This window comes from Erwinia sp. 9145 (assembly GCF_000745075.1).
In the GTDB taxonomy this organism is placed as follows: domain Bacteria; phylum Pseudomonadota; class Gammaproteobacteria; order Enterobacterales; family Enterobacteriaceae; genus Erwinia; species Erwinia oleae.
The window spans coordinates 2,205,451-2,224,853 of the sequence record NZ_JQNE01000001.1 but is presented as its reverse complement, the minus strand read 5'-3'; the positions used below and the strand labels follow the sequence as shown (position 1 = coordinate 2,224,853).

Here is a 19,403-nt window from a genome sequence, read left to right as displayed (position 1 = left end):
CGCGGATCGCGCATTTAAAAGCTGCTTGCCTGCAAGCCTTTTACCGGGAGCAACTTGTAGAATAGTGAAGAGGATTTGCACCTTTATTACTTAATCCTACTTAAATAACGTATAGGATCTCCGCACATTGCCGATAACGAATGAATAACTTTCGATCGTGCTCCAGTGAGCATAAAACTGATAATTTCTGGAGTATCCCGATGCGCTTCAACGTTGATTTGATACCGGGCGATCTGCTGAGCTTTGAAGAGATTGCCCGGCGCTATGCGATCAAGTTCCCTGAAGAGAAAGAGCTGACGGCGCGCGCGCTGCTAAGTCCGTCCACCAGCTACCGTAATCTGGTGATCCGCGCCGTCTTCGCCAACGACGAAACCAACAGTCCGCTGGAAGACTTGCTGTTTATCTCTAATGATAACGAACGCAAAAATTACCTGCGACGCATGGAACATTACCTCAAACTGCAACTGCCGTTTTTCTATTTTCGCCGCACTGAGCAGGCAAAGCTGGAAAATCGCTGGAAGGTCATGGGCGAGAGCCGCGTTTACGCCATGCTCGATCCCGCGTCGGCTGCCGCGCAAAATTTGATCAACAGCCGCGGTTACCGGCTTGCATTGATGCGTCAGGAAGGCGAGGAGGGGCTGTGGCAACTCTTCGACCCGCAGGCGCACGCCTGCTTCACTGTTTCGCGCCGCATCCAGTTTATCGTGGTGCTGACCAGCCCGCTGCATAGTGTGCCTGCGGGCGTTATCGCCGGTACGCAGGTGGGCAGGCAGGTGAAAACGCGGGTCTGGCAGCGCGCCAGCCAGGCGGAGTTTGCGGCGGCGGTTAAGGCACGCTACGGCGGCTGCGTTATCACCGGCACGCCGCTGGCAGAAAATGCGCCGCATCCCTGGGTGGAAGCCTGTCACATTGATACAACGGAAAATGAAGACGGTTTTCTGCACGACAACGGCGTGGATAACGGCCTCTTTTTACGCAGCGATCTGCTGCGTCTTTTTATCAACCGCCTGTTGACGATCGATAGCGATAGCGGGGTCGTACAGCTGCGGCAGGGCATGCCGTTGGCAGAAGATCTCAGCGTTTCCTATCAGCACATCACCGGAAAAGTTTGCGCGCTCTGGCCACAGGTGCCGCAGGCCACCAGAGAGAAACTGCGCTTTTTGCTTTAAATCCCGTCTCCAACGGCGCGATGCGCCGTCTTACTTAAACAAAATGAAATAAACCGCCTTTTTTAGCGCTATTCCCCCAATCAAAAGTCCCTATAGAAACAGATAATCGTGCCGATAACTTAACTAACGCAGGGTAGACAGAGTGAACGATCTCTATACCGCCGATGGGGTGATGGACAAAAACACGCTGTGGCAGCGCTACGTACCGCTGGTACGTCATGAAGCGCTTCGCCTACAGGTCAGATTGCCTGCCAGCGTTGAGCTGGATGATTTGCTACAGGCTGGAGGAATAGGGCTGCTGAACGCCGTGGAACGCTTCGATGCACTTCAGGGCACGGCCTTTACCACCTACGCCGTACAGCGAATCCGGGGCGCGATGCTGGATGAACTGCGCAGCCGTGACTGGGCGCCTCGCAGCGTGCGACGTAACGCGCGTGAGGTGGCTGGTGCGATGCATCAGGTCGAACAGTCGCTGGGACGCACCGCGACCGAGCAGGAAGTGGCGACACAGTTAAAGGTTTCGTTAGAGGAGTACCGGCAGATCCTGCTGGATACCAATAACAGCCAGCTGTTCTCCTACGACGAATTTCGTGAAGAACACGGCGACAGCGCCGAGCTGGTAACGGAAGGCCATGAAGAGGCGAATCCATTACACCAGCTTATGGAAGGGAATCTGCGCGAACGCGTCATTGAAGCGATTGAGGCCTTGCCCGACCGCGAAAAAATGGTGCTGACGCTTTATTACCAGGAAGAGCTGAATCTGAAAGAGATTGGCGCAGTGCTGGAGGTGGGGGAATCCCGCGTCAGCCAGCTGCACAGTCAGGCGATTAAACGCCTGCGCGCCCGGTTAACGGGAGCGCGCTGACGGAGTCAGCTTTGCACTCTCAACACCAACCGGGGACTCAAAAATGGGATCCAAAACAAAAATGAGGCCACTGAGCCGTTATTTGAAAGACTACAAACACAGCCAGAGTAACTGTTCGCACTGCGGCAAAGTGCTGGATCGTATGGCGCTGGTGTTTCGTGGTCAGATAATAAATAAAGAGGCTATTGCCCGGATGGATCAGCTGATCGACGATCAGGTCTGGTTAAAACTTCAGAATGAGCTGACGGCGCTTTGCCGCTTCTGTAGCGATATTTTCTGCAACACACATCCGAATTACTTCGATATTATGGCGTTTAAACAGTATCTGTTTGAACAGACCGAAATGAGCCACAGCACCATTCGCGAATACGTGGTGCGGCTGCGTCGGCTGGACGATATGCTCTCCGCGAAAAACTATCCGCTGGAGAAGCTGCGCGGCGGTAGCTGGCATGAGCGCCTGCAAGACGATCTGCCGGATGCGGGAAACAATAACTACCGCATTGCGCTGCGGAAGTACGATCAGTTTTTGGGTTGGCAACAGGCATAGGCCTGCGTGGGTGAAGACCTTTTTCGTTACTTTTTTGCCTCTCTTACTGTAAAACTGTAAGGATAATTCGTTGCCCTTTTCGGGAGGCCACATTGTCCTTACATCTCTTACACTCTTTTGCAAAAGTTGAACTGCTCGGCGCGCCAACGCCGCTGGAGCATCTTCCGCGTCTGTCCGACTATCTGGGGCGCGACATCTTTATCAAACGTGACGATCTGACGCCGGTTGCCTTCGGCGGTAATAAGCTCAGAAAGCTGGAGTTTCTTGCCGCTGACGCGCTGCGTCAGGGCGCGGACGTTCTGCTCACCGCCGGCGCCATTCAATCGAACCACGTTCGTCAGACGGCGGCCGTCGCGGCAAAGCTGGGCCTGAAGTGCGTGGCGCTGTTGGAAAACCCCCTTGCCACCGCTGCCGACAACTACCTGACTAACGGCAACCGTCTGCTGCTCGATCTGCTCGATGCGGAAGTGATTATGGTCGATGCGCTGCACGCGCCCGATGCGCAGCTGGAAGAGCAGGCGTCACGCCTTGAAGCGCAGGGATTCCGTCCCTATATCGTGCCGGTTGGCGGTTCCAACGCGCTGGGTGCGCTGGGCTACGTGGAGTGTGCGCAGGAGATCGCGCATCAAAGCGAGGGCGTGGTGGATTTCGCGGCGGTAGTGGTCGCTTCCGGCAGCGCAGGAACCCATGCGGGGCTGGCCGTGGGTCTTGAGCAGTTGCTGCCCGATACCGAACTGGTCGGCGTCACGGTGTCGCGCAGCGTGGCGGATCAGCAGCCAAAAGTCGTCGCCATTCAGCAGGCGCTGGCCGCCTCGCTTGCCCTCACCACCGCCGCGCCGGTCACGCTCTGGGATGACTATTATGCCCCGCAATACGGCATGCCGAATGAAGAAGGCATGGAAGCCATTAAGCTGCTGGCGCGGCTTGAAGGTATTTTTCTCGATCCTGTATACAGCGGCAAAGCGATGGCTGGCCTGCTTGACGGTATTACGCAGAAGCGCTTCCGTCGCGACGGGCCCATCGCTTTTATTCACACCGGCGGCGCGCCGGCGTTATTTGCTTATCATCATTCGGTATAAATAAGAACTAAAAAGATGACAGTGGCATCTGGTATAAACTCAGAGGGTCGAATAGATTCTTCGTGTCGACAACGTATTGCCGTGAAGCGATCGTTTCTTTCCGGCACTGACACAGACGGAACCGCCGTGTTCCAAATAACAAATAATACCGTGGAGCCATTATGAATTTTTCTTTGGTGCGTCGCCAACTGGTGATGGGCGTTATGTCTCTGGCGCTGGTCGCTGGTTTTTCTGGACACAGTTTTGCCGCAGATGAAAACCTGCTGAATAAAGTGAAGGAACGTGGTTCGCTGCTGGTTGGTCTGGAAGGCACCTATCCCCCGTTCAGCTTCCAGGACGAAAGCGGCAAGCTGACCGGTTTCGAAGTTGAGTTCGCCCAGGCGCTGGCGCAGCATCTCGGCGTTAAGGCCAGCCTGAAACCGACCAAATGGGACGGCATGCTGGCTTCGCTGGATTCAAAACGTATTGACGTAGTGATCAATCAGGTAACGATTTCGGACGAACGCAAGAAGAAATATGACTTCTCCACGCCGTATACCATTTCCGGTATTCAGGCGCTGACTAAAAAAGAGAATGCTGCCAGTATCACTAAACCTGCCGATCTGACAGGAAAAAAAGTCGGTGTAGGTCTGGGTTCCAACTATGAGCAGTGGCTGCGTGAAAACGTGAAGGGCGTGGATATCCGTACTTATGATGATGACCCGACCAAATATCAGGATCTGCGCATCGGCCGTACCGACGCCATTCTGGTTGACCGTCTGGCGGCGCTGGACCTGGTGAAGAAAACCGGTAATACCCTGGCCGCTGCGGGCGACGCTTTCTCGCGTCAGGAAGCCGGCGTGGCGCTGCGTAAAGGCAATACGCAGTTGCTGGAAGCCATTAATAAGGCCATCGCGGAGATGCAGAAAGACGGTACGATGGCGAAGCTGTCTGAGAAATGGTTTGGCGCGGACGTAACGAAATAATGCAGGAAAGTTTGCAACTGGTGCTGGATTCAGCACCATTTTTATTGAAAGGGGCGCTCTTCACGCTTCAGCTCAGTATCGGCGGCATGTTTTTCGGGCTGCTGCTGGGCTTTTTACTGGCAATGATGCGCCTTTCATCTTTCTGGCCTGTGGCGTGGCTGTCACGCATCTACGTCTCGATTTTTCGCGGTACGCCGCTGATTGCGCAACTGTTTATGATTTACTACGGCCTGCCGCAGTTTGGCATCGAGCTGGACCCCATTCCCTCCGCCATGATCGGCCTGTCGCTGAATACGGCGGCCTATGCGTCCGAATCCCTGCGCGGTGCCATTGCGGCCATTGAGCGCGGGCAGTGGGAAGCGGCGGCAAGCATCGGGATGACCCGCTGGCAGACGCTGCGCCGCGTGATCCTGCCACAGGCGGCCAGAACGGCGCTGCCACCGCTCGGCAACAGCTTTATCAGTCTGGTAAAGGATACCTCGCTGGCGGCAACCATTCAGGTGCCTGAGCTGTTTCGTCAGGCGCAGTTGATCACCTCGCGCACGCTGGAAGTTTTCACCATGTATCTGGCTGCTTCGCTGATTTACTGGGTAATGGCTACGCTCCTGTCGATGCTGCAAAGCAGGCTGGAAGACCGCGTTAACCGTCAGGATCGGGAGTCGAAATGAGTACCATTGAAGTTAACAACCTGGTTAAGCAGTTTAACGGACAGACGGTGCTGCATGGAATCGATCTTGAGGTGAAGGCCGGCGAAGTGGTGGCGATTATCGGCCCGAGTGGCTCTGGTAAAACCACGCTGTTGCGCAGTATCAACCTGCTTGAGGAGCCGGACAGCGGCACCATAAAGGTGGGTGACATCACCATAGATGCGGCGCTGGGCATGCAGCGTCAAAAAGAGCAGGTACGCCGTTTGCGTCAGCAGGTTGGCTTTGTATTCCAGAACTTTAATTTGTTTCCCCATCGTTCAGTAATGGAGAACATTATTGAAGGGCCAACCATCGTTAAGCGAGAGCCAAAAAGTGAAGCTGTCGCGCGCGCGCGTCAGCTGCTGGAGAAAGTGGGACTGCACGGTAAAGAAGAGAGCTACCCGCGTCGTCTCTCAGGTGGTCAGCAGCAGCGTGTCGCCATCGCCCGTGCGCTGGCTATGCGTCCGGAGGTGATCCTGTTCGATGAGCCAACCTCCGCGCTTGATCCTGAGCTGGTGGGTGAAGTACTGAATACCATCCGCGCGCTGGCAGAAGAGAAGCGCACGATGGTTATCGTGACGCATGAGATGAGCTTCGCTCGCGACGTGGCCGATCGGGCCATTTTCATGGACCAGGGACGCATTGTGGAGCAGGGCGATGCAAAAACGCTTTTTGCCGCGCCGCAGCAGCCGCGAACCCGTCAGTTTCTGGAAAAATTCCTTAACGCCTGAATAATAATAACGCCGGTTTCCCCGGCGCTCTCCCTCAGCATTACTGCTTCTTTAAGAGTAACCTCATAGTGTTTTTTCCCGCAAAAGGAAATAATTCGTTAAATTTTGTCATGTCTACTGGGTTAAACATATGGCGTCTGCCGAAAAAAAAGAAGTTCTATGGATTAATACGCTGAAGGGCGGGTGTATATTACTGGTGGTGCTGCACCACACTATTATTACGACATTCGCCCCTTCAATTCAGCATCTTACCGCAGGCATTATGCCCGCCGAAATGTGGGTGGCCTTTAATAAACACCTCTCACCATTACGTATGCCAGCTTTCTTTTTTGTTTCCGGTTTGCTGGCCGCCAGCGCCATTACTAAAAAGTCATGGAGTGAGGTATTTACTAAAAAGTTCAGTAATATTCTTTATCTCTATATTTTATGGGGCGTTATTCAGTGGGTGAGCATTCATAATATTTCTGCCAATCTGATTGGTGAAAAGCTCTCCTCGGCAAAAAATGCAGCCTATGCTGAATCACCCGTGGAGTTTATTAAACTTCTGGTAATGTCGATGACCAGCCTGTGGTATCTCTATGCATTGGCAGGTTATTTTGTGATTGCAAAACTGTTTCACCGGCAGAAATATGCGCTGTTGCTGGCTGCCGTTGCGGTGAATTATGCCACGCAGTTTAGCCTGATTCCGGGCTGGGGCCCGGCCAGCGTCTCGCAGAATTTCATTTACTTCCTGACCGGCGCCTTCCTGAGCCATCAGCTGGTTGAACTGAGCTTCCTGACACGCAGAAATGCCCTGATTCTGGGGTCGTTCTTTGTTCTGGGGCTTGTTCACCATGTGGGGCTGGGACTGAATAAGAACCTGTTCTACTGTCTGCTCTCCATCGTATTTGGCATTGTTGTGTGCCGTGCGTTGAACAACCGCTTTAATATGGGCTGGCTCAACTGGATCGGCCGCAATACGCTGCAAATTTATGTGCTGCATCGCATTTTTATCGAGCTGCTTGGCCTGACGATGCTGACGCTGGCAATAAAATACGAGCTGTTCAGCAATACCGCCTTCTCTGTTGCCTGGGCGCTGACGCTGCCGGTGCTGGCCGTCGCGTTCTGTACGGTGATTTCGCTGATGGTCTGGATGCTGCTGAATCGTGGGCCCGGGCGGGCGCTGTTCCTGTATCCGCGCCTGATGAAAAAGCCGCAGCCGGTGACAGAGGCTCCCGGCAATCACTAAACACTCCTTTACAGGGCCGATAACATCGGCCCTGATTATTTTTATATCCGCTGTTTTGTACCAGTAAATAATAAAAAAATTAATGACTTTATTCTTCATCCTTTTTATGACACATCAGCAGGAGTCATTTAATGAAGCCAGAAAATAATAAAGAGATAGCCTGGATTAACAGCCTGAAAGGCGGCTGTATAATTCTGGTCGTGCTCTATCATGTTGTACTCCCCGGCTATGCAAATACCATTGACTATCTTACTGCGGGAACGCTTCCGGCAAAGATATGGATCGCGTTTAATGACACGCTCTCGCCATTGCGTATGCCCGCTTTCTTTTTTGTTTCCGGACTCTTAGCGTCTAATGCGATAATCAATCGCCAGTGGAAACAGGTTTTTACCAGCCGGGTCACCAATCTTTTTTATCTCTATTTTCTCTGGGGTCTGATCCAGTGGCTGATGATTGACGGCGTCTCTGGCGAAATCATGGGCAAGCAGCTTTCCGGTAATCTCAACGCCGCCTGGGCCGCAACACCGGCTGAATTTATTAAGCTGATGCTGCTGGCGATGAGCTCGTCGTGGTATTTGTACGCGCTGGCGCTGTTTTTCGTGTTTGCCAAACTTTTTCACCGTTTCAAACCCGCGCTGATGCTGATGGCAGTAGGATTGAACTATGCCGCTATCTGCAACGTGATCCCTGGCTGGGGGCCGGAGAGCCTGTCGCAATATTTTGTTTTCTTCCTTTTTGGCGTGTTTTATAGCAGTACGCTGATACGCTGGAGTGAATGGCATCGCGGTAACGGATGGCGCTGGGCTACGTTGATTGCGCTGGCCGCCGTTCACGCGCTGCTCGGGCTACCTGAAAGCATCTTTATGTGCACGCTTGCCATTCTGTTTTGCATTGCGGCCTGCCGGCTGTTGAATCGGCTGTTCACCCTGCGCTGGCTGAACTGGACAGGTAAGAACACGCTGCAAATTTACGTGCTGCATCGTATTTTTATTGAGTTTTTTGGTATGTCCACCATTCTGTTTGCGACCGGGCACGACCTTTTTTCCAGCCAGGCGTTTTCAATGCTCTGGGCGGTGGCTTTCCCTGTCGTGATGGTCGGCGTGTGTATTGGCTGCTCCGTGGCGGTCTGGACGCTACTGAATCATGGGCCGGGTAAAGGGCTGTTTATCTATCCCAGACTGCTGCGAATGAAGCTGCATGGCTGATATCAGTCAAGAGTGACGCTTCATCGCATACATGCGCGTGGTGCAAAATTTCACAGGCAACGCTGTTCCAGACGGGCGACATTAAGGTTTCCGACGAGCCGGATCGCTGCCGCAGGGATGCGACAGCGAAGCCGCCGGGGAAGGCGCCCCGGTGATCAACCTTAAGGACGTCTTTCACGTAGCAGGTCTCAGGTTTTGCTTTCAAACCTGTCTCAGCCAATCGTCATCAGACTTGCGTTCCCGCCCGCTGCGGCGGTATTGATACTCAGCGAACGCTCCAGCAGCAGACGCTCCAGCAGCAGATTGGTTTCCCCGTGCGCAAAACCCTGCACCGACACAATCGCGCCATCCCGTAACGCAACCGTTTCACAGACTTCGCGCAGCCGATCGGCATCGCCATGGTAGATTACCGCATCAAAGTCGTGTTGCGCGTCCAACGGCTGCGCGGCGAAATCGATCCGCTTTTGCACCTCAGCGGGAAGCGATGTATGCAGCGCGCGATGCAGATCGTCATCGGCCCACAGCGCCCGGCTGCCCGATGAGGTCACCGCAGCAAGCTGGACCAGCGCATCCTCTTCGTTGTCCGCCAGACACAGCACGCGTTCGCGCGGCAGCAGGGTAAACGTATTGCGCTCGCCCGTTGGGCCGGGTAACAGACGAACCGTGCCGCTCTGCGTCAGGCTGGCGAAACGGTCGCACACGTCAGCAAGCTGCGGTCTGTCCTGCGCCCAGTCGCTCAGCGCCCGATGCGGCGACAGCAGGGCGGTGCGCAGCGTGCTTTCCACCGGGCGCTCGCCGTCGTGCCTGTCGAGCGTCACACGCAACGCATCGTCGGGGCGCGAAGAGAGCAGGCGATAAAGATAGAGCGGTCCGCCTGCTTTCGGCCCGGTGCCGGAAAGCCCTTCGCCGCCAAACGGCTGCACGCCAACCACTGCGCCGACCATATTGCGGTTTACATATAAATTGCCCACCCGCGCGCTGCCGGTAACCTGATTGATTGTTTCGTCAATACGCGTATGCACACCCAGCGTCAAACCATAACCGGAGGCATTGACCTGTTCGACAATCGTCGGCAGTTCACTGCGTTTGAAACGCACCACGTGCAGAACCGGGCCAAAAATTTCTTTATCCAGCTCCGCCACCGCATTCAGTTCAATCAGCGTCGGCATCACAAAGGTGCCGGTCTGCCACTCTTTACTGTCCTGCGGATGGGAGAAGGCAGCCTGATATACCTTCATGCCTTTACTACGCATCGCCTGAATATGCTTATCGATATTCTCTTTGGCTTCTTTATCAATCACCGGCCCGATATCGGTTGAAAGACGCTCCGGATTACCCATCCGACATTCGGCCATCGCGCCGCGCAGCATTTGCAGCGTATGCTCCGCCACATCTTCCTGAATGCAGAGCAGGCGCAGGGCAGAGCAGCGCTGACCGGCGCTGTCGAAGGCGGAGGCGACAATATCAATCACTACCTGTTCAGTCAGCGCCGAGGAGTCAACGATCATGGCGTTCATTCCGCCGGTTTCCGCAATCAGCGGCGTCGGGCGTCCCTGCGGGTCCAGCCGACCTGCCAGTCCGCGCTGAAGCAGCGTGGCGACGGCGGTGGAGCCGGTGAACATGATGCCGCGCACGCGTGGATCCTGAGTAAGTTGCGCGCCCACCGTTTCACCCGGGCCGGGAAGCAGCTGGAGAGCAGCGACCGGCACGCCCGCTTCATGCAGCAGCGCCACGCCTTCGGCTGCAATCAGCGAGGTCTGTTCGGCCGGTTTTGCCAGCACGCTGTTGCCTGCCGCCAGCGCGGCGGCGATCTGACCGGTAAAGATCGCCAGTGGGAAGTTCCAGGGACTGATGCAGACGACCGGCCCCAGCGGGCGATGCGTCTCGTTATCAAAATCGCCACGCACCTGTCCGGCGTAATAGTAGAGAAAATCGACGGCTTCCCGCACCTCAGCAATGGCGTTGCTGAAGGTTTTACCTGCTTCGCGCACCAGTAAGCCGATCAGCCGCTGCATCTGTCCGTCCATTAATACGGCCGCACGCAGGAGGATCGCCGCGCGCTCCTGCGGCGGCGTGGCGAACCAGATTGGCCCGGCGTTAATCGCGGCTTCCAGCGCGCGGGAAACATCGGCTTCGCTGGCGTACTGGACGTAGCCAACCACATCGCCAGGCTCGGCGGGATTAACAACCGGCAGACGTTCGCCTTCCTGCCGTTCGCCATCAATAACCGGTGCAGCCTGCCACGGCTGCATGGCGCCGTTCAACAGCGCGCTGGAGAGCGAGGCGAGGCGATGCTCATTAGCCAGATCCAGGCCTGATGAGTTCACACGCTCGCTGCCGTAGAGATCGCGCGGCAGCGGGATCTTAGGATGCGGCAGTCCGACCACGCCTTCGCGGCGCGCCAGTTTTTCCACCTCGCTCACCGGATCGGCAACCAGATCGTCGATCGGCAAGGTGGCATCGGCAATGCGGTTCACAAACGAGGTATTGGCGCCGTTTTCCAGCAGACGCCGCACCAGATAGGCCAGCAGCGTTTCGTGGGTGCCCACCGGTGCATAAATGCGACAGGGGCGGTTCAGCTTGCCTTCGGCGACTTTGCCGACAACCTGCTCGTAAAGCGGTTCGCCCATACCGTGCAGGCACTGAAACTCATACTGCCCCGGATAGTAGTTATTGCCTGCCATCTGATAGATGGCCGATAGCGTATGGGCGTTGTGGGTAGCGAACTGCGGATAGATCAGGTTCGGCACCGCCAGCAGCTTGCGCGCGCAGGCCAGGTACGAGATGTCGGTATACACTTTGCGGGTGTAAACCGGATAGCCTTCCAGCCCTTCCATCTGCGCTCGCTTGATTTCGCTGTCCCAGTAGGCGCCTTTCACCAGGCGGATCATCAGGCGGCGGCGACTGCGCTGCGCCATGTCGATCAGCGTATCAATAACGAACGGGCAGCGCTTCAGGTAGGCCTGAATAACAAAGCCAATGCCGTTCCAGCCTTCCAGCTCCGGTTCGAAGCAAAGTTTCTCCAGCAGATCCAGCGACAGCTCCAGCCGGTCAGCTTCTTCGGCGTCAATATTGATGCCGATATCGTAAGAGCGGGCCAGCAGCGTTAATGATTTCAGCGTCGGGTAAAGCTCTTCCATGACGCGCTCATACTGCGCGCGACTGTAGCGCGGATGCAGCGCCGAAAGCTTGATCGAGATGCCCGGCCCCTCATAAATGCCGCGACCGTTAGACGCCTTTCCAATGGCGTGAATGGCCTGCTGATAGGAGAGGAGATAGGCTTTGGCGTCCCGGTCGGTCAGCGCTGCTTCACCCAGCATGTCATACGAATAGCGGAAGCCTTTCTCTTCCAGCTTGCGCGCATTAGCCAGCGCCTCAGAAATGGTTTCGCCGGTCACGAACTGCTCGCCCATCAGGCGCATCGCCATATCCACGCCTTTGCGGATCAGCGGTTCGCCGCGCTTGCCGATGATGCGGTTCAGCGAGCGGGAAAGATTGGCCTCATTGTGAGTCGAAACCAGCCTGCCGGTAAACAACAGCCCCCAGGTCGCGGCATTGACGAACAGGGAAGGGCTGCGGCCCAGATGCGACTGCCAGTCGCCGTTGCTGATTTTGTCGCGGATCAGCGCATCGCGGGTTGGCTTATCAGGAATGCGCAACAGCGCCTCCGCCAGGCACATCAGCGCCACCCCTTCCTGTGATGAAAGAGAGAACTCCTGCAACAGGCCCTGCACCATGCCGGCGCGGCCGGTTGCCCCTTTTTGGTGACGAAGCTTCTCGGCAAGCTGGTACGCCATACGATGGGTTTGTTCTGCCAGCGGCGGAGAAAGACGCGCCTGCTCCAGCAGCATCGGCACCGCTTCCGTCTCCGGGCGACGCCATGCGGAGGTCATGGCGGCGCGCAATACCGACTGTGGCAGAATATGTTCGGCAAAATCGAGAAACGGCTGACGCGGCTCCTCTTCTGCACGATCCTCATTTTCCTGCCTCTGCGGGGTAATTTCAGGCAGCACGTCGCCTTTCTCCAGCTGTTCCAGATAGTTAAAAATCGCCTGTTTAATCAGCCAGTGCGGGGTGCGGTCGATCTGTCCGGCGGCGGTGCGGAGACGCTCACGTGTGGCATCATCCAGTTTTACACCCATGGTCGTCATGCCCATGCCTGAAACTCCTTTAACAACGCTGTCATTGATGGCAAGCAATATCACTTAAGTTGCAACTTTGTGCAACCATGTTAAATGTGATCTGGCTTGCAGAGTAAAACCGCAATTTCTGCAAAGCGGCACGCTTATTGCTGCAAGAATCTCGCCAGAAATGATTTTGCTATAACATCAAGAGTTACAGGGGTTTAGCCGGTGCTACTTTTAAGAGTGTGATCCGGTGCAACCTGTCAGCACGCAGGCTGTGATAAAGCGTGAACTCGCTGTAACTCCTGTGTTAAATCATTGTGCGCGAATGCGGTTTACGGCAGGATATCCCGCCTCAGGCGACAGGACGTGATGCCGCGATGTTCCCGCGGCCCGGGGAAGGTTAATCGGATGCACAACGCATCAACAATAATAAGTGGAGAACCTGAATGACAGTAAGCACACCCCTGATGGTGACCTTTTGCATCTATATCCTAGGTATGGTGCTGATAGGCTTTGTTGCGTGGCGCTCGACCAAAAACTTTGACGACTATATTTTAGGCGGGAGGAGCCTGGGAAGTTTTGTGACTGCGCTGTCGGCGGGCGCATCCGATATGAGCGGCTGGCTGTTGATGGGGCTGCCGGGTGCGATTTTCCTTTCCGGTATTTCAGAGAGCTGGATCGCCATCGGGCTGACCATCGGCGCTTACCTGAACTGGAAATTCGTCGCGGGTCGCCTGCGTGTGCAGACGGAACACCACGGCAACGCCCTGACGCTGCCTGACTTCTTTACCAGTCGCTTTGAAGATAACAGCAAACTGCTGCGGGTTATTTCGGCGCTGGTTATTCTGGTTTTCTTCACCATTTACTGCGCTTCCGGCATTGTGGCAGGCGCGCGCCTGTTTGAAAGCACCTTTGGCATGAGCTATGAAACCGCGCTGTGGGCGGGGGCGGCCGCCACCATCATTTACACCTTCGTGGGCGGATTCCTTGCCGTGAGCTGGACCGACACCGTACAGGCCAGCCTGATGATTTTTGCGCTGATCCTGACGCCGGTCATCGTTATTTTTGCCGTCGGCGGACTCAGCGATTCGCTGAAGGTTATTGAAGCCAAAAGTATTGAAAACATCAACATGCTGAAAGGGCTGGACTTCGTTGCGGTGATTTCGCTGCTGGGTTGGGGACTGGGCTACTTTGGCCAGCCGCACATTCTGGCGCGGTTTATGGCAGCGGATTCCCATCGCTCGATTCGCAGCGCACGCCGTATCAGTATGACGTGGATGATCCTCTGCCTGGCCGGTGCGGTCGCGGTCGGATTCTTCGGCATCGCCTATTTCCAGAATCATCCTGAACAGGCGTCGGGCGTAACTGAAAACGGCGAACGGGTCTTTATTGAGCTGGCGCGTATTCTGTTTAACCCGTGGATTGCCGGGATTTTACTGTCCGCGATTCTGGCGGCGGTGATGTCAACGCTGAGCTGCCAGCTGCTGGTCTGTTCAAGCGCGCTGACAGAAGATCTTTACAAAAACTTCCTGCGTAAGAACGCCTCACAGCGCGAGCTGGTGTGGGTAGGGCGCATGATGGTGCTGCTGATCGCAGTCATTGCTATCGCGCTGGCCGCCAACCCAAACAATCGCGTGCTGGGTCTGGTGAGCTATGCCTGGGCAGGTTTTGGCGCCGCCTTCGGCCCGGTGATACTGCTGTCACTGATCTGGAAACGGATGACGCGTAACGGCGCGCTGGCAGGCATGATCGTGGGGGCTGCTACGGTGATTATCTGGAAACAGTTCGCCTGGCTCAACCTCTATGAAATCATTCCCGGTTTCCTGTTTGCCACCCTGGCGATCGTTATCGTCAGCCTGATGGGAAGAGAACCTTCAGTCGCTGCCCGCCAGCGTTTTGAACAGGCAGAAGCTGAATTTAATACGCACTAACACCTCACGCCTGGCCGGTTATTGCACAACCGGCCTTACTCCAATCCTTGCTCCAGTTCACGTTTATTAATGTGGCTCACTTCAACAGGTTTACCTGTTCAGGCATTTATGGGAAAGTGCCACGGTGCAGAAAGCACACTCAACCCGTCGGTTTTAAAATGGAAAGTTCGTTACATGGAGTAACACCGCTATGGTCATGGCCAGATTCCCGCAAACTATTTTTACCACCCAACGCAAATTTAATGATTACAGCGCCGACGATATGCGCTATGGCGATATCTGCGAATCTTTTCTGAAACGCGAATTACGCCTCACGCATGTCTCAGATATTATTGATCCTTACACCTTAACGCGTCTGACCGCATTTGATAATCCACGTTCGCGATTTGCCGGTGCGTACGGCAACCGGCGGCGTGGTGAGAAGGTCAGCGTGCAGGAGTGTGCCAGACTTTTATTCGAAGAAATGCAGGTGACTTCTTTACCGTTAGCATTAATTGGGCACCAGAAATATCTCATTAACAAAATGCTGCATCATTTCCAGCATTTTAACGGCGCGCCTTTTAGAGATCCATCGCTGAATGTAGCATATAAGCGACAGATTTATAATGATAATTCGCGCAGGAGCTCAAAGCTTGCTATAGAAAAGGTAATAAATGATAATATCAACTACGAAAGTGGCGGTTATCCTTTAAAAGAAATCAATGTTTTTAAGGATAGAATTGGCAGAAGTATTATGCCAAAATTTAATTCACCGGTACTCGATAAAATTAACGGTTTAGGTATTACCATACATGATGTACATGCTACTCGCATAGAAATATTATGCCTGGAGAACAATGGGAGAAGCTGGAATGCTAAATTGCGATATAGTGCACAAGATCATTTTGGCCTGGATGTTGAAGATATACGAAAATTAAAATTTCATCAGTTTCACTTTTTTCGTATCTGGTTTATTTTACAACGATATAATAAATTTGGTTTCAGGCCGTTTTTGACTAACCTTGAAGCAATAATAGATGTTAAGGGTGGAGTTGAATGAGAAAAGGAATTTTAATAGTAACTATATTTTTAATTATGGTGAGCGGCGGTTATTTCTGGATAAATAATCGTTCCGTAAAGATCATTGCTGTACATCATAACGCAAATACAGTGGATGTACTCGTTGAACAATTCCCGATCTCTCATACGGCTCAAATTAAATGGTGGAGAAAAAATAAAAATATAACGCTACGCGATAATAATATCCTTACTTATGAAAAGGGTGGCCCGCGTTATATTACCATTTTTGCTTTTGGGGAGGGCTATCAGGAGTTGGGAAAAAAAGATAGATTATGCTTTGACCATTTACCGAGGCCGAAAAACTGCATTGATAAAGATATTTTAATGATGATTAGTACAAACCGTGAAGGAAAGGAAATATACGAGTTTGACTATTCTGCCTATATGATAAATGATAAAGGTAAAATTGTTAAAGCAGGTGGTTAAATACGTATCGCCGAAGGTAAGTTTTGCGTAGCCTTTCGGTGTTTTTTTAATATATTTAGCGCAGATTTGGGGGTAACCGGCTGCCATTATCGACAACCGGTCCATGCATTACGCTTTACCAAACGTCACATCCAGCTCCATAGAATCAGTGTGACGCATTGGGTTCTGACCATTTGGCAGTTTATCGTCATCCGGATGCATATAGGTATCGCCGGTACCCAGCTTGTTGGTCATATATTCCCCGCCTTTTTTCATCGTATCGGTTGAACCGTCATACCAGCCGGCAATCGTTTTATTGCCTGCTGAGTCTTTGCTCACGATGCTGTCAGGTGCCTCATCGGCAATGCTCTTCTCATCGCCAATTTCAAATCCTTTACCATCTTCGGCATGGATGGCGGCATTGCGTCCGTCAATATCGCTGGTATTGACAAACCCATTATAGAATTCAAGACGGCTGGCGCTGTCCTGATATTTGCCTTCAGAGTCCGACTGCTTCAGCACGCCGGTAAAGTCATTTTGATATTTCATTTTGCCGCTTTCGCCTGGTTTCAGCGTCATTTCGGCGACCAGCTTATTGTCCTTATCAAACTGGCCGATATTGATATCATGATCTTCTTTATTGGTAATATCAAACGTGCGGGGGCCGCTGCCAGCGACGGTACCTTTATCGAAAACATTGGCTTTGCTTGCAGACTGGTTAGTGGCATCCGTCTCAGCGGATGGCGTTGCCGTTTGCGGCTGCGGCTGGGCGGTTGCGTTTGCTGGCGTTGCCGGCTGTTCTTCAGTCTGCGATGGATCGCTCATGCTATCAAAAGAGGCCGTCTGCGGCTGCGCGCTGCTGTCGCCCGCGTCTTTTCCGGCAGGGGAGGTGGCATCATCGTTGCCGCCCTGCTGCATCATTTGCGCAAACGCTTTCATGATTTGGTTCACGAGGTCGCTGACCAACTGGCGGAGATTGTCATCAACGCCCTGGCCGCTTCCTGCCAGACCGTCCTGCGCAGACAGGCTGTTTACGCCCCCCGGGTTGCCGTAATTTAACATGCCTGCCTGAGGAGAAGCGAAATTGATCGCGCCTCCGCTCAGACCCTGGTGATCAGCGCCCCCGCCCTGCGGGGTATTCAGCGAGTTGGAATCAAACCCTCCGCCAAACTGCTGCGGCAGGTGTATTGGAGTCGGATTAAGCAGTTCAACGGACATAGGCGCTCTCTGAAGAAAAGACGGTCGGTGTCATTGAGTGTTTTAACCGCATCGACGGTTCCGTGAGCACGAAAAATTTTATAAAGCGTATGCAGCAGAAGTTATTGGCAAGGCAGCGTTCGCAAAAAGCAAAAAATCCTGTTCAGTCTCTTGTTTTTTATTTCCTTGTAATGATAATCACTCTCGTTTAAATTTGCATTTCTTTACTTTCATTGAAACTGATTCACATTTGAGGGTGCTGCATGTTCGTTCCGTTTCTTATCATGCTGCGAGAGGGGCTGGAAGCCGCGCTGATCGTCAGCCTGATTGCCAGCTACCTGAAGCGAACCCACCGTGGTCAATGGCTGGGCGCGATGTGGATTGGCGTTTTCAGCGCTGCTGCGTTGTGTCTGGCATTGGGCTGGTTTATCAACGAAACCACCGGTGAATTTCCGCAAAAAGAGCAGGAACTGTTCGAAGGGCTGGTGGCCGTGGTAGCCGTATGCATTCTGACCTGGATGGTGTTCTGGATGCGCAACGTTGCACGCAATGTCAAAGCGCAACTTGAAGACGCGGTCGACAGCGCGCTGAAGAAGGGCAACAACAGCGGTTGGCCGCTGGTGATGATGGTGTTCCTCGCCGTGGCGCGCGAGGGGCTGGAGTCGGTCTTCTTCCTGCTCGCGGCATTCCAGCAGGATGTCGGCATTGCGCCGCCGACCGGTGCCGTTCTTGGGCTTGCAACCGCCGTCGTGCTCGGCATGCTGATTTACCAGGGCGGCCTGCGTCTCAACCTGGCCGCGTTTTTCAAATGGACCAGCCTGTTCATCCTGTTGGTGGCCGCCGGGCTGGCGGCAGGGGCTATCCGTGCTTTCCATGAGGCAGGACTGTGGAACCACTTCCAGTCCGTGGCGTTCGATATGAGTAACACGCTTTCCACCCATACGCTGTTCGGCACGCTGCTTGAAGGCCTCTTTGGCTATCAGGAAACCCCGTCCGTCAGTGAAGTTGCCGTCTGGTTTATCTATCTGCTTCCTGCGCTGGCGCTGTTCTTCAAACCCGCGCCTGCCCGAACACACTAACTTTTACAGGGAATCACTATGAATTGTTTCCGTTATTCCGTGCTGGCGCTGGCTGTGCTGTCAGGCCCGTTCGCCGCCGCTGCTGATGTGCCACAGGTCAACGTGACCGTTAACGACAAACAGTGCGAGCCGATGAATATCACCGTTAAGGCCGGCAAAACCCAGTTTGTGATCAAAAACAACAGTCAGAAAGGGTTGGAATGGGAGATCCTGAAAGGCGTGATGGTGGTGGAAGAGCGTGAAAATATTGCGCCGGGCTTTACCCAAAAGCTTACCGCCACCCTCCAGGCCGGTGAGTACGAGATGACCTGCGGCCTGCTCAGCAACCCTAAAGGCAAGCTGATTGTGCAGGGCGACAGCAAAGCCGCCGCTGGCAAGCAGGATCTGTTGCAGCTGGCCGGGCCGATCGCCGATTACAAAACTTACGTGACGCAGGAACTCACCGGGCTGGTCAGCGGCACAAAAGCGTTTACCGATGCGATAAAAGCGGGGGACCTGGACAAAGCGAAAGCGCTGTACGCACCGACCCGTCGCCACTACGAGCGCATTGAACCTATCGCCGAACTTTTCTCCGATCTGGACGGCAGCATTGATGCCCGCGAAGACGACTATGAGAAGAAAGCGGAGGATCCGCAGTTCACCGGCTTCCACCGTCTGGAGAAGGCGCTGTTCAGCGACGGCAGCACCAAAGGGATGGAAAACTACGCCGATAAACTCAACAGCGATGTGCTGGAACTGCAAAAACGCGTCAGCGAACTGGCGTTCCCGCCGGGCAAAGTGGTGGGCGGCGCGGCGGGCCTGATTGAAGAGGTCGCCTCCAGCAAAATCTCCGGCGAGGAAGATCGCTACAGCCGTACCGATCTGTGGGACTTCCAGGCCAACGTCGACGGCGCGCAGAAAATTGTTAACCTGCTGCGCCCGATGCTGCAAAAGCACGATGCGGCACTGCTGACCAGGGTAGACGCCAACTTCGCTAAAGTTGACGGCGTGCTGAAGAAGTACCGCGCCGGGGACGGCTTCGAGTCTTACGACAAACTCACCGATGCCGATCGTAACGCCCTTAAAGGGCCGATTACTACGCTGGCGGAAGACCTGTCGAAGCTGCGTGGCACGCTGAGCCTGGATTAAAC

The 19,403-nt window shown here is 54.2% G+C and carries 16 protein-coding genes; 14 read left to right on the top strand and 2 right to left on the bottom strand.

The genetic code is table 11. From position 1 onward, the window contains the following. Window positions 1-200: 200 nt before the first annotated feature. From FA91_RS10790 to FA91_RS10750, 9 genes are all read left to right on the top strand, one after another. Window positions 201-1,169, top strand: a complete 969-nt coding sequence (locus FA91_RS10790) for an HNH endonuclease signature motif containing protein (RefSeq protein ID WP_034915601.1) — start codon at window positions 201-203, stop codon at window positions 1,167-1,169. Window positions 1,170-1,311: 142 nt separating this feature from the next. Then, window positions 1,312-2,034, top strand: a complete 723-nt coding sequence (locus FA91_RS10785; RefSeq protein ID WP_034915600.1) for an RNA polymerase sigma factor FliA — start codon at window positions 1,312-1,314, stop codon at window positions 2,032-2,034. A gap of 43 nt (window positions 2,035-2,077) precedes the next feature. Next, window positions 2,078-2,581: a flagella biosynthesis regulatory protein FliZ gene (fliZ, locus tag FA91_RS10780; protein ID WP_034915598.1), complete on the top strand. Its 504-nt coding sequence runs from the start codon at window positions 2,078-2,080 to the stop codon at window positions 2,579-2,581. A gap of 92 nt (window positions 2,582-2,673) precedes the next feature. Further along, on the top strand, window positions 2,674-3,660 hold the full coding sequence (locus tag FA91_RS10775) for a D-cysteine desulfhydrase (protein ID WP_034915596.1): 987 nt from the start codon (window positions 2,674-2,676) through the stop codon (window positions 3,658-3,660). 161 nt (window positions 3,661-3,821) lie between these two features. After that, on the top strand, window positions 3,822-4,625 hold the full coding sequence (gene tcyJ, locus FA91_RS10770; RefSeq protein ID WP_034915593.1) for a cystine ABC transporter substrate-binding protein: 804 nt from the start codon (window positions 3,822-3,824) through the stop codon (window positions 4,623-4,625). Then, window positions 4,625-5,293 carry a cystine ABC transporter permease gene (gene tcyL, locus FA91_RS10765; RefSeq protein ID WP_034915591.1) on the top strand — a complete coding sequence of 223 codons (669 nt, stop codon included), beginning with the start codon at window positions 4,625-4,627 and terminating at the stop codon, window positions 5,291-5,293. The genes tcyJ and tcyL overlap by 1 nt, the downstream gene beginning before the upstream one ends. After that, window positions 5,290-6,042: an L-cystine ABC transporter ATP-binding protein TcyN gene (tcyN, locus tag FA91_RS10760; RefSeq protein ID WP_034915589.1), complete on the top strand. Its 753-nt coding sequence runs from the start codon at window positions 5,290-5,292 to the stop codon at window positions 6,040-6,042. The genes tcyL and tcyN overlap by 4 nt, the downstream gene beginning before the upstream one ends. A 130-nt stretch (window positions 6,043-6,172) precedes the next feature. Further along, window positions 6,173-7,270, top strand: coding sequence for an acyltransferase family protein (locus tag FA91_RS10755; protein WP_034915587.1), 1,098 nt, complete (start codon window positions 6,173-6,175; stop codon window positions 7,268-7,270). Between the two features lie 131 nt (window positions 7,271-7,401). Further along, window positions 7,402-8,475, top strand: coding sequence for an acyltransferase family protein (locus FA91_RS10750; protein ID WP_034915584.1), 1,074 nt, complete (start codon window positions 7,402-7,404; stop codon window positions 8,473-8,475). Between the two features lie 212 nt (window positions 8,476-8,687). Here FA91_RS10750 and putA read toward each other — a convergent pair whose 3' ends face one another. After that, window positions 8,688-12,632 (bottom strand): trifunctional transcriptional regulator/proline dehydrogenase/L-glutamate gamma-semialdehyde dehydrogenase, encoded by a 3,945-nt coding sequence (gene putA / locus FA91_RS10745; protein ID WP_034915582.1) that lies wholly within the window; start codon window positions 12,630-12,632, stop codon window positions 8,688-8,690. A gap of 416 nt (window positions 12,633-13,048) precedes the next feature. Between putA and putP the strand changes: the two genes are divergently transcribed. The 3 genes from putP to FA91_RS10730 all read left to right on the top strand — a co-directional run bounded on the left by putP (window position 13,049) and on the right by FA91_RS10730 (window position 16,018). After that, window positions 13,049-14,533, top strand: coding sequence for a sodium/proline symporter PutP (putP, locus tag FA91_RS10740; protein ID WP_034915581.1), 1,485 nt, complete (start codon window positions 13,049-13,051; stop codon window positions 14,531-14,533). Between the two features lie 190 nt (window positions 14,534-14,723). Then, complete coding sequence (locus tag FA91_RS10735) at window positions 14,724-15,572, top strand: DUF3289 family protein (RefSeq protein WP_034915578.1); 849 nt, start codon at window positions 14,724-14,726, stop codon at window positions 15,570-15,572. Then, window positions 15,569-16,018, top strand: coding sequence for a DUF943 family protein (locus FA91_RS10730; RefSeq protein ID WP_034915576.1), 450 nt, complete (start codon window positions 15,569-15,571; stop codon window positions 16,016-16,018). Before FA91_RS10735 ends, FA91_RS10730 begins: the two co-directional genes overlap by 4 nt. 108 nt (window positions 16,019-16,126) lie before the next feature. Here the strand turns inward: FA91_RS10730 and FA91_RS10725 are convergent, their stop codons facing one another. Further along, entirely contained in the window at window positions 16,127-17,215 is a 1,089-nt protein-coding gene (locus tag FA91_RS10725) for a hypothetical protein (protein WP_034915574.1), read from the bottom strand. Window positions 17,216-17,457: 242 nt separating this feature from the next. On the opposite strand from FA91_RS10725, the gene efeU reads away from it, so the two are divergent. Beyond that, window positions 17,458-18,273: an iron uptake transporter permease EfeU gene (gene efeU, locus FA91_RS10720; RefSeq protein ID WP_034915572.1), complete on the top strand. Its 816-nt coding sequence runs from the start codon at window positions 17,458-17,460 to the stop codon at window positions 18,271-18,273. Between the two features lie 18 nt (window positions 18,274-18,291). After that, window positions 18,292-19,401 (top strand): iron uptake system protein EfeO, encoded by a 1,110-nt coding sequence (gene efeO, locus FA91_RS10715; RefSeq protein ID WP_034915569.1) that lies wholly within the window; start codon window positions 18,292-18,294, stop codon window positions 19,399-19,401. The last annotated feature ends 2 nt before the right edge of the window (window positions 19,402-19,403 follow it).